The 11,178-nt window shown below is 49.7% G+C and carries 8 protein-coding genes; all 8 read left to right on the forward strand.

Annotated elements, in window-relative coordinates; all coding sequences use genetic code 11:
* Positions 1 to 189: 189 nt before the first annotated feature.
* A complete protein-coding gene (locus BMZ56_RS25140) occupies positions 190 to 1,626 on the forward strand; it encodes a sulfatase (protein WP_177195308.1) in 1,437 nt (478 codons plus the stop codon).
* 59 nt (positions 1,627 to 1,685) lie between these two features.
* On the forward strand, positions 1,686 to 3,653 hold the full coding sequence (locus tag BMZ56_RS25145; RefSeq protein WP_245893014.1) for an FAD-dependent oxidoreductase: 1,968 nt from the start codon (positions 1,686 to 1,688) through the stop codon (positions 3,651 to 3,653).
* 20 nt (positions 3,654 to 3,673) lie between these two features.
* Complete coding sequence (locus tag BMZ56_RS25150) at positions 3,674 to 5,326, forward strand: FAD-dependent oxidoreductase (RefSeq protein WP_090632603.1); 1,653 nt, start codon at positions 3,674 to 3,676, stop codon at positions 5,324 to 5,326.
* Positions 5,327 to 5,532: 206 nt separating this feature from the next.
* Entirely contained in the window at positions 5,533 to 7,773 is a 2,241-nt protein-coding gene (locus BMZ56_RS25155) for a DUF7133 domain-containing protein (protein WP_245893016.1), read from the forward strand.
* A gap of 16 nt (positions 7,774 to 7,789) precedes the next feature.
* Positions 7,790 to 8,416 carry a bifunctional 4-hydroxy-2-oxoglutarate aldolase/2-dehydro-3-deoxy-phosphogluconate aldolase gene (locus tag BMZ56_RS25160; RefSeq protein WP_090632609.1) on the forward strand — a complete coding sequence of 209 codons (627 nt, stop codon included), beginning with the start codon at positions 7,790 to 7,792 and terminating at the stop codon, positions 8,414 to 8,416.
* Positions 8,417 to 8,429: 13 nt separating this feature from the next.
* The gene (gene dgoD / locus BMZ56_RS25165; protein WP_090632611.1) at positions 8,430 to 9,578 is read left to right on the forward strand and encodes a galactonate dehydratase; all 1,149 of its coding nucleotides are present in this window, start codon (positions 8,430 to 8,432) and stop codon (positions 9,576 to 9,578) included.
* Between the two features lie 3 nt (positions 9,579 to 9,581).
* The gene (locus BMZ56_RS25170; RefSeq protein WP_090632605.1) at positions 9,582 to 10,529 is read left to right on the forward strand and encodes a 2-dehydro-3-deoxygalactonokinase; all 948 of its coding nucleotides are present in this window, start codon (positions 9,582 to 9,584) and stop codon (positions 10,527 to 10,529) included.
* Between the two features lie 239 nt (positions 10,530 to 10,768).
* Positions 10,769 to 11,178, forward strand: a 410-nt coding sequence (locus BMZ56_RS25175) for a c-type cytochrome domain-containing protein (RefSeq protein ID WP_305728242.1), incomplete at its 3' end; no start/stop codon positions are given.

The raw sequence follows: 11,178 nt of genomic DNA on the forward strand, positions 1-11,178 counted from the left end.
TAACAAAAGGTTAGATAATAAGAGCCGTGTAAGCGGAGACGCTTACGCACGGTTCTGTGAGAATCTCGGGCTGAAATGCCCGGGTTTACTTGACAAGTATGGTTATCAATTAAAATAACGATGCGTTTTTTAGTTCCATTAATCGGATTACTTATAGTAGGCTGTGCGTTTAGCTATGCACAGCCTACTATGAAGAAGCAAACTGCTAGCAACGGTTATAACGTCTTATTTATTATGGTGGACGATTTGAGGCCCCAATTGGGATGCTATGGCGATACGCTGGTCAAAACCCCTAACATTGATCAACTGGCGGGTAGGGGTACCGTTTTCAACCGAGCCTATTGCCAGATGGCGCTCTGCAATCCTTCACGCGCGTCGTTGTTAACCGGACTACGGCCTGAAGAAACCGGTGTTTTTAATCTTACGACCCATTTTCGCGAACAGGTGCCGGACGCGGTAACACTGCCGCAACTGTTTAAAAACAACGGATGGTTCAGCCAGGGGTTATATAAGATCTTCCACTTGATACCGAGTGACCCGCGCGCATTTGGTAACATGGATGACCCCATTTCCTGGTCAGCTCCGCTATGGCTACCCACAAGATCCGTTTATGGACCTAAAGGTGAAGCCGTCCGGCAACAGAAGCTGGCAGAAATGGAAGCGAAAGGCGAGCAGATGGATTACGGTAACATTCCCCGTGGTTTTGCTACCGAAGCCCCGGAAATGGCCGACAGCCTGCTTGCCGATGGGCAGACCGCCGAACAAGCGGTAAAGGCATTAGCTGAATTGAAAGACAAACGGTTTTTTCTCGCAGTAGGCTTTTATAAACCCCATCTTCCATTCATCGCTCCCAAGAAATATTGGGATATGTATCGCACGGAAGACATTATCCTTCCGGAAAATCGGTATGCGCCGATGGGTGCCCCAAAGTTTGCTTTGACGAAATACGCCGATCTGCGGGTATATGAAGATTACAAGCACGTGCGTAACGAAGATGACCTGCCGCTGGACCGACAACGCGAACTACTCCATGGCTATCTAGCCTGTATTAGCTACGTCGATGGGCAGGTCGGAAAAATACTGGCTGCACTGGATAGTTTGAGTTTGCGGGACAGCACAATTGTTGTATTGGTAGGGGATCATGGCTACCAAGTTGGGGAGCACAATATGTGGGCAACGAAACATACAAATTATGAAACATCAGCCAGAGCGCCGTTGATTGTTGCCAAGCCTCGCCAACGTGCGCAGGGGCACGTTTCCCAAGCATTGGTTGAATTTGTCGATATCTACCCCACAATCGCCGATCTTTGCCATTTGGATTCACCGGAGGCATTAACGGGACAAAGCTTCGCCGCGTTACTGGACGACCCGCGGGCGGAATGGGATAAGACAATAGCCAGAAGCCAATATCCAAAGAACGTAAAAGGTGAACGATTGATGGGACGTAGCATCCGTACAGATCGATATCGATTGGTTGAATGGCAGTCAAAGTCGGGGGAAGAGCCTGTTTGGGAGCTATATGATCATGCTAAAGATCCCGACGAAAACCGAAATGTTGCGGAAGCTCCTGAATATCAAGAGGCGCTGCAAACGCTGAGTCAATTATTACACGACAATTGGGAGTAAGTATTCAAAACAAGTATAAAATAATGAGGAATTTTAAAAGATTGTCATGCATCTTATTCATGTTCTGCTGGATATACGATGCACATGCGCAGACAAAAGTAGTGGATCTCTGCATTTACGGCGGTACTTCCGCCGGTGTAGTGGCGGCTTATACGGCATCAAAGGCCGGGAAATCGGTAGTGCTTATCGAACCCAGTCAAATGCTCGGCGGCATGAGCTCCGGTGGACTTGGTCAAACGGACATCGGCAATAAATATGTCGTGACCGGCTTGGCGTTGGATTTTTACAGGAAAATCGGTGAGCAATACGGCGCGTTCGAGCAATGGATCTTCGAACCCCATGTGGCCGAAGGAATATTTAATGCGTATATGGAGCAATGCGATGCCGAGGTGGTTTTCGGTCAGGTGCTACTGGATGTTAAAAAGGCAGGAACGAACATCGAAGAGCTTGTTTTGCAATCGGTGGACCAACTGGGTGCCCCATCGCTGTCCGTGAAGGCCAAGGTATATATGGATTGTTCTTACGAAGGAGATCTGATGGCTAAAGCTGGCGTTTCCTACCACGTAGGGCGTGAGGCAAACAGCGTATACGGTGAAACGATCAATGGCGTACAGCTGATGAAAGGTCATCAGTTTCCGAATGGTGTCGATCCGTATGTCGTAAAAGGCGATCCAAGCAGTGGTTTGCTGTGGGGAATACGTGACGGTGAACTACTGCCGGACGGCACAGGCGATAAGAAGGTGCAGGCCTATAATTACCGTATCGCGCTCACCAATGTGCCGGAAAACCGGATTCCGATCACGAAACCGGACAACTACGATCCCACGCGTTATGAATTGCTCAAACGTCAAAAGGAAATTCAACCGTGGAAAGGGCTCAACGATGTATTTATCTGGAGCTTAATGCCCAATGGCAAAACGGATATTAACAACCGGAATGGTTTTTCCACGGATATGATCGGCATGAATTGGGAGTATCCGGAAGCAGACTTCGAGCGCCGGCAGGAAATAATCAAAGCCCATGAAGAGTATACTAAGGGATTGCTGTACTTTGTCGGAAATGACGCTTCGGTACCCGAATTTATCCGTAAGGAAATGCAACAATGGGGGTATCCGAAAGATGAGTATGTGACCAATAACCACTGGAGCCCTCAGTTGTATATTCGCGAAGCGCGGCGGATGATCGGTGAATTGGTGATGACCCAAAATCATTGCCAGGGACGCGAGGTAGTGGATGACGAAGTTGGGTATGCTGCCTATACCATGGATTCGCATAATTGCGATCGATTGGTAGTTAATGGAATGGTCAAAAATGAGGGGAATGTGGAAGTAGGTGGTTTTCCACCTTTCCCGATTTCATATCGTGCCCTTGTACCGAAACGCGACGAGGTAACGAATCTATTGGTACCCGTCTGCCTCTCGGCAAGTCACATTGCCTTTGGCTCCATACGGATGGAACCTGTATTTATGGTGCTGGGCCAATCGGCGGCAGTAGCAGCTTGCATCGCTATGGATGACGGAATATCCGTACAGCAGGTGGATGTTCAGCAAGTCAAATCGATATTGGCCAATAACCCGAAGGCCGATGGTCGGCAAGTCGATTATTTGATAAGCAGCACGGATACAGACGCAGTGGCTTTCAGTGGCAATTGGGACCCTGGTAAATCAAAGGGCTATGGACGTGGCTATGTTCAGGCGGAAAGCGCCGCTGGATTAAGTGCGGCTACGTTCACTGCTACATCAATCGCAGACGGTACGTACGATGTTTATACCTATTTTCCGAAGACCGCCGAAAGCTCGCGTAAATTGACGTACGCGGTTTTTGATGGCAAAAGGGAAAAGGAACTGGTATTGGATTTATCCAGTGTAGAAATCAAAGGACAGACCTCCAGCACTTGGGTGCCGTTGGGAAGCTATACGGTGACCAAGGGAGGGACCAGACCACCATCGGTTACCCTTAGCACAAAAGGAGCGGATGGAACAGTCGCCGCGAATGCGGTACTTTTTGTACCTTCGGACGATCAATAGATATTAACCAATTGCTTATTATGATTAGATCCTTCTTTTTATTCCTGTTCGTGTGCTGCCACCTGGCCTGCAGCACCTCCGATCCGAACGTGTTTGAGGCCGACTTGATTATCTACGGCGGTACTTCGGCAGCCATAACAGCTGCCGTGCAGGCCAAGAAATCCGGTAAATCCGTTATTGTGGTGTCACCAGACGAACACTTGGGTGGCCTCTCATCGGGTGGTCTGGGTTTTACCGACACGGGCAATAAATCGGTCATCGGCGGCTTAGCACGCGACTTTTACCACCGTGTTTACATGCATTACGAGGACAGTGCTGCTTGGCGGTGGCAAAAGCATTCCGAATATGGTAATAAAGGCCAGGGAACACCCGCCATGGATGGCAATGCCCGTACCATGTGGATTTTTGAACCGCATGTCGCCGAACAGGTGTTCGAGGACTATGTGAACGAATTTACACTAGACGTTCGGCGGGATGAGTGGCTCGACCGTGAAAAGGGGGTAGCCAAAGAAGGAGACCGGATCGTGGCAATTACCACACTCAGCGGCAAAACGTACCGGGGTAAAATGTTCGTTGATGCAACCTATGAGGGGGACCTGATGGCCGCAGCTGGGGTGAGTTATCATGTAGGCCGTGAGGCCAACAGCGTGTATGATGAAAAGTGGAACGGAGTGCAGACCGGTGTGCTACACCACGGCCATTGGTTTAAAAGTGATATCAGTCCGTACAAAGTGCCTGGAGACAGCACCAGCGGGTTGTTGTACGGCGTTTCGGGGGAGGACCCCGGTAAATACGGCGAGGGCGATCATCGCCTGCAGGCCTACTGCTTCCGGATGTGCCTGAGCAATCATCCGGACAACCGGGTGGCTTTTCCGAAACCGGATAATTACAACGCCGAAAATTACGAGTTGCTTGCCCGTGTGTTCGCGTCGGGATGGCGGGAGACGTTCCAAAAGTTTGACCCGATTCCCAATCGGAAGACGGATACAAATAATCACGGGCCTTTTAGTACCGACTTTATCGGGATGAACTATGACTATCCGGAGGCGAGCTACGAAAGGCGCCAGGAAATTATTAAGGAGCATACCGACTACCAACAAGGATTGATGTACTTCTTGGCCAATGATCCGAAGGTGCCCGAAGAAGTGCGGAGCGAAATGGCGCAGTGGGGACTGGCAAAGGACGAATTTACCGGTAATGATAACTGGCCGCATCAGTTGTATATCCGGGAAGCCCGTCGCATGGTTGGACAGTATGTGATGACCGAGCACGATACATTCAGTGAACGGGAAATCACTGATCCAGTAGGAATGGGGTCTTATACACTGGACTCCCATAACGTACAACGCTATGTGAAGCCGGACGGTTTTGTGCAGAATGAAGGCGATATCGGCGTGCATCCGAAGAAAGGACCCTATCAGATTTCCTATGGATCATTAGTGCCTAAAAAAGGAGAGTGTGCCAATCTGTTGGTGCCTGTATGTGTTTCAAGTTCGCACATCGCCTTTGGCAGCATTCGTATGGAGCCTGTATTCATGATTTTGGGACAAAGTGCAGCACTGGCAGCTTCATTGGCGATTGACCAAAATGTGGCTGTACAGGATGTACCCTATGCAGCACTTGAAACGCAATTACTCGCCGAAAAGCAAGTGCTGACTAATCCGGGAAACTAGGAAAAGGATAGCATCACCTCATAAAAAATGCCCATCGTAGCTACTATCAACGCAGCGATGGGCATTTTTTATGGGGTTAATTGTATCTAATTTGCTATTTATCTTGATTTTTTCCCAAATTCATACAACTTTGCAAAGTGAAAACAACTGATATAAACAGATACAAGACATCCGATCGCCTACAGCCAGTGTTTAACCCCCTTAGATTGCTTTGGATTCTAACTGTTGTCGTGTTCACCTTAGTGAGGTGTGGCAACAAGGAAGAACACGGCGTGCTAAGTCCCCAGGCTTCCATTAAAGCAATGGAAGTGGAAGATGGGTTTGAAGTGGAACTGGTCGCATCGGAACCGTTGGTAGTTGCGCCCGTGGCGATGACGTTTGATAATCATGGTCGCATATGGCTGGCCGAAATGGAGGGGTATATGCCGGACACATTGGGTACGGGCGAAGAGGAACCCGTAGGCCGGATTGTCATCCTGACAGACGAAGACGGCGACGGTCAGGTGGACGACCGGAAGATTTTCCTGGACTCCCTCGTAATGCCCCGCGCGCTTTGCCTGGTGAACGGGGGATTGCTCGTCGCTGAACCTCCTAAGTTATGGTTTTATGAAATGAAAGATGATAAACCGCGGGGCAGGACATTGGTGGATAGTGCCTATGCCGAAGGCGGCAATGTGGAACACCAACCTAATGGGCTTTTCCGTGCATTGGACAATTGGATTTACAGCGCTAAATACGATTGGCGATATAGAAGGGCCGATGATGGCCAGTGGCTTAAAGAGAAAACACATTTCCGCGGCCAGTGGGGAATCAGCCACGACGATTGGGGCAGGCTTTATTACAACGATAATTCGAGTAACCTTTCAGGTGATTATTTCCCGCCGGGTCTCGGTGCAGGTAACCCCAACCAACGCAGGGTGGCTGGATACGGCGAAACCATCGTAGCGGATAAGCGGGTTTATCCAATACATCCGACTACAGGCGTCAACCGGGGATATATGGAAGGGATATTGGACAGCACGGGACGATTGGTGAATTTCACCGCGGCATGTGGTCCGTTGATCTATCGCGGTGGCTTGTTATCGGGTATGAATGCTTTTGTGGCCGAACCCTCAGCTAACCTGATCAAACGTAACGTGCTGCATGCGGAAGGCTTTCGCGTGGTTGGCAAACAGGCCTACGAAGGACGGGAATTTCTGGCAAGCGACGACGAGCGGTTCCGACCTGTAAACCTGTATGATGGCCCCGACGGTTCGCTGTATATTCTCGATATGTACCGGGGCATTATCCAACACAACACGTACCTGACTCCCTACCTGAAAAGCGAAATTGCCAAACGTAATTTAACCTTGCCATTGAGTATGGGACGGATTTATCGGGTATTTCCGCGAGATGCCAAGCGTGTGGTGGTTACCATTCCGGAAAATACGGATTCGCTGATTTCGCTGCTGGCACATCCAAACGGATGGGTACGTGACCAGGCGCAGCGTACGTTGATAGATCGGCAGGCCATTGAGGTGGCAACCAAGTTGCGTAATTTGCTGAAAAAAGATAACGAACCTTTACCGGCGGTTCATGCACTGTGGACGTTGGAAGGGTTGGGCCAGTTGACATCGGACGACATCCGAATTGTGCTGGAACACCCCCGATGGGAAGTACGTGCCCAAGCATTGGCAGCATTAACTTCATTGAAAAAAACAGTCGCCCCGGATCAATTGAAAGACTTGCTTACCGTTGCCATTTCCCCACAGGATACCGTGCTTGCTCCCTATGCGATGTTGGCCATGGCATCGTTGGCTAATGAACGCTTTCCTGAGATACCCGCTTTAAGCAATCGGTTGGCGGAGGCTTACGCAAATGATCGATATGTGTCCGATGCCTTTATAAGTGGTCTTGGTGGGCATGAACTAACGTATCTCGACGAGATGGAACGTAAAAAAGTTGATACCTCAACCGTACTGCATCGTCGTCTCGTTGCGGTGGTTGATGCGATCAACGAAAAAAGCAAAAGCAAAGACCAAGCGTTGCTGGCGAAACGGTATCCAAAGGGAACGGTGCTTTTTCAAACGGCATGCCAGCCCTGTCACGGTGAGGATGGAAGGGGAGTGTCGCCTATCGCGCCGCCTTTAGCCGGTTCGGAATGGGTAAAAGGAAACAAAGAAAGGCTGATGTCACTGGTGTTATACGGTTTAACTGGACCTGTTGACGTTGCCGGTCATACCTATAAAACGCCGGAAGTAAGTGGCGAAATGCCCGGGATAGCGCATAATCCAGCAATCGGAGATGCCGAATTGGCCGAACTATTAAGTTATATTCGTAACGCTTGGGGTAATAATGTCGGTGATGAAGTGCTGCCGGAAGACTTGGGTGCGATCCGATCCCGGTTCGGCGATCGGGCGGAGCCATTTGTACAAAGCGAGTTACATAAGTTGTTTGGCAAAGATTGATTACTTTTACCGATATATGGCTACATTATCCGAAATTACTGACAACAGGATCATTGCGATTATCCGAGGTCTTCCGCCGAAACATGTGTTGGAAGTTGCCCAGGCTTTGTATGCAGGGGGTATCCGCGTATTGGAAATTACGATGAATTCTGAGGAACCATTGGATGCTATCCGGAAGGTAACCGAAACATTTGGCGATCGGTTGGTGGTTGGAGCGGGAACGGTGCTCGATACGAAGATGGCAGCGGCAGCAGTTGCCGCGGGAGCGAGGTTTGTGCTTTCGCCGATTGTGGAACGCGACGTCATTCAGGTAACCAAAGATCTCGGCGCGGTGAGTATTCCCGGAGCCTATACGCCGACGGAAATTTATACGGCTTTTAAATGGGGAGCCGATCTCATTAAGGTATTTCCTGCTACCTCACCGGGTTATATACGGGAGCTTGCCGGCCCACTGCCGCAAATCCCGCTGTTGCCTACAGGAGGGATTACTCCTCAGAATATTAACGATTACCAAGATGCAGGTGCTGTGGGATTCGGTATCGGGAGTGCATTGGTCAATGCCAAGCAACCCATCACCGCCCAATCCCTGGCAGCCATTACTGAAAAAGCGCGGCAATTTGTTGCCGCAATTGCGGATCGATGATAAATCATTTACCATGAGAATCAAATCCTATGAATTATTTCTCGTGCCTCCGCGGTGGCTGTTTCTGAAAATTGAGACAGATGACGGCTTGGTGGGGTGGGGTGAACCGGTGATTGAAGGAAAGGCAGCAACCGTGAAGGTAGCAGTCGATGAATTAATGACCTACCTGATCGGGAAGGATCCCTTGCCCATCGAAGATCATTGGAACGTCATGTATCGGGCGGGTTTTTATCGGGGCGGCCCCATTCTGATGAGTGCGATCGCAGGTATAGACCAAGCGTTGTGGGATATCAAAGGGAAATACTACGGCGCTCCTATCCATCAGTTGATCGGTGGCAAAGCACGGGATAAGATGAAGGTATATTCCTGGATTGGCGGCGACCGCCCGGCCGATGTTGGCATGGCGGCAAAGCAAATGGCTGATAGTGGATTTTTGGCGGTTAAGATGAATGCGACGGAAGAAATGCAGTATGTAGATAGCTATGCCAAAATCGATGAAGCGGTAAGCCGGATTGCGGCGATACGCGATGCCGTGGGGCCTGATTTTGGGGTGGGGATCGATTTTCATGGACGGGTACATAAACCCATGGCAAAACTATTGGCGAAAGAACTGGAAGCCTATCGACCCATGTTTATCGAAGAACCGGTATTGCCGGAAAATAATGAGGACCTGCGGGAAATTGCCAATCACGTGTCCATTCCCATCGCCACGGGTGAACGCATGTTTTCGAAATGGCAATTCAAGACCTTGCTGAATGCGGGGTATGCGGATATCATCCAACCCGACCTATCGCACGCGGGGGGAATCACCGAATGCAAAAAAATCATTTCCATGGCAGAAGCCTTTGATGTGGCTGCGGCACCACATTGCCCGTTAGGGCCCATTGCGCTGGCAGCCTGCTTGCAGGTGGATGCGACTTGTCACAATGCATTTATTCAGGAGCAGAGCTTAGGCATTCATTATAATCAGGGAAGCGACCTGCTGGATTATCTGGAAGATAAATCGGTTTTCCAATACCAGGATGGGTACGTAAATATCCCGGAAGGTCCGGGACTGGGTATCACCATCGATGAAGCGCATGTGCGGAACATGGCGGCGGTGGGACACCAATGGCAGAATCCCGTTTGGCGTCATGAAGATGGCAGCGTAGCGGAATGGTAGGCAATGGAAGTGTTTCTAAGTTGCGATTGGGGAACAACGGCCTTCCGGCTTCGGCTGGTTCGGACAAGTGACCTTTGCGTCCTTATCGAAACAACACGGGGACAAGGTATCGCCGAAACGTACAATCGCTGGATAGATCAAGGCGGGTCGCGGGAACGGCAAGCATTTTATGCATCCATATTGAAGGAGCGGATCGCTGAATTGAGTCAACATTCCAACCGGTCGCTGACCGGAGTTCCGGTGATTCTTTCGGGAATGGCTTCTTCATCCATCGGAATGAAGGAACTTCCCTATCAAAAGCTGCCGGTTCATTTGGATGGCAGGGATTTGATGGTGGAGAAGTTCGAGTCTGATGGAGAGGTAAACCCCATTTTAGTCATTTCCGGTGTACAGACAGCTACCGATGTCATGCGTGGAGAAGAGACCAAGATCGTCGGTTGTGCCTCGATGCTGGCAGACGACGGTGCAGAGCAACTGATTATACTACCCGGTACCCACTCCAAACACGCGATCGTGAAGCAACAAGAGATAATCGCTTTTAACACCCATATGACGGGCGAATTTTTTAAGTTGCTTTCGACACATAGTGTTCTTTCAGCGTCTGTGGAAGAAGCTGATCTCGATGAACCGGCCAATCAGGAGCGTTTTCGCGAGGGAGTTAGCGCGGCGCGAGCCTCCGGATTGCTGCACGCAGCCTTTCGCGTGAGGACGAATCAACTGCTTAAAAATGTTTCAAAGACGGAGAATTTTCATTTTTTGAGTGGGCTGTTGATTGGTTCTGAGTTAAAAGACATATCTTCTAGTGTACCGGTTTATTTAGTTGCCGGATCTGTACATAATACCTTGTATAAAACCGCCTTGGAAGAGCTTAATGTGCCGATCGGGGAAACGATGGATGCGGATGTAGCACTGATTAAAGGACAGTACACGATGCTTTCGGCACACTATTAATTTTTTTTGCTATCGTAAAAATTTCCAATTATAAGGAATAACAACTTACTGCTCAGGATAAGTTGGATGATTGTCTGTTTGTCTGTACATTTGTAACATATTGGTGGGTGATGAAAGGGAGGAATAAAAATGGTTAAAGGCAATTGACGAGTGGGGGACATCGAAATTGAAGACGATTAGACTTGGACGTAAAATCAATTTTACATAAATTTGAATGAAATACCGGCGTTAAATCAATTATGAGACTTCATCTTTCATCAAAGTGGTTAGTGGGCATCGCAATTGCGGTGTTTGTTGCGGTACTTTCTGGCTATTTTTTCGTTGGACGCGGAACCACCGGATTAGGTGGGTCCATGCAGTTACCCGCTGTCGTTGACTACAATTTCCACATCCGTCCGGTGCTGTCCGACAAATGTTTTGCGTGCCACGGGCCGGATAAGAATGCACGCGAGGCGGATCTGCGGCTCGATACGGAAGAAGGGGCGTACAAGGCATTGGTGGAAACGGCGGGGATGCATGCGATCGTTCCCGGCCATCCGGACCGGAGCGAAGCGTACCGCCGCATCACCAGCAGCGATGAGTCGGTTAAGATGCCGCCGGTATCGTCCAACCTGGCGCTGACAGACTACGAAGTGAGGCTCATCGAGCG

The sequence above is a fragment of the Parapedobacter indicus genome (genome assembly GCF_900113765.1).
GTDB classification, from domain to species: domain Bacteria; phylum Bacteroidota; class Bacteroidia; order Sphingobacteriales; family Sphingobacteriaceae; genus Parapedobacter; species Parapedobacter indicus.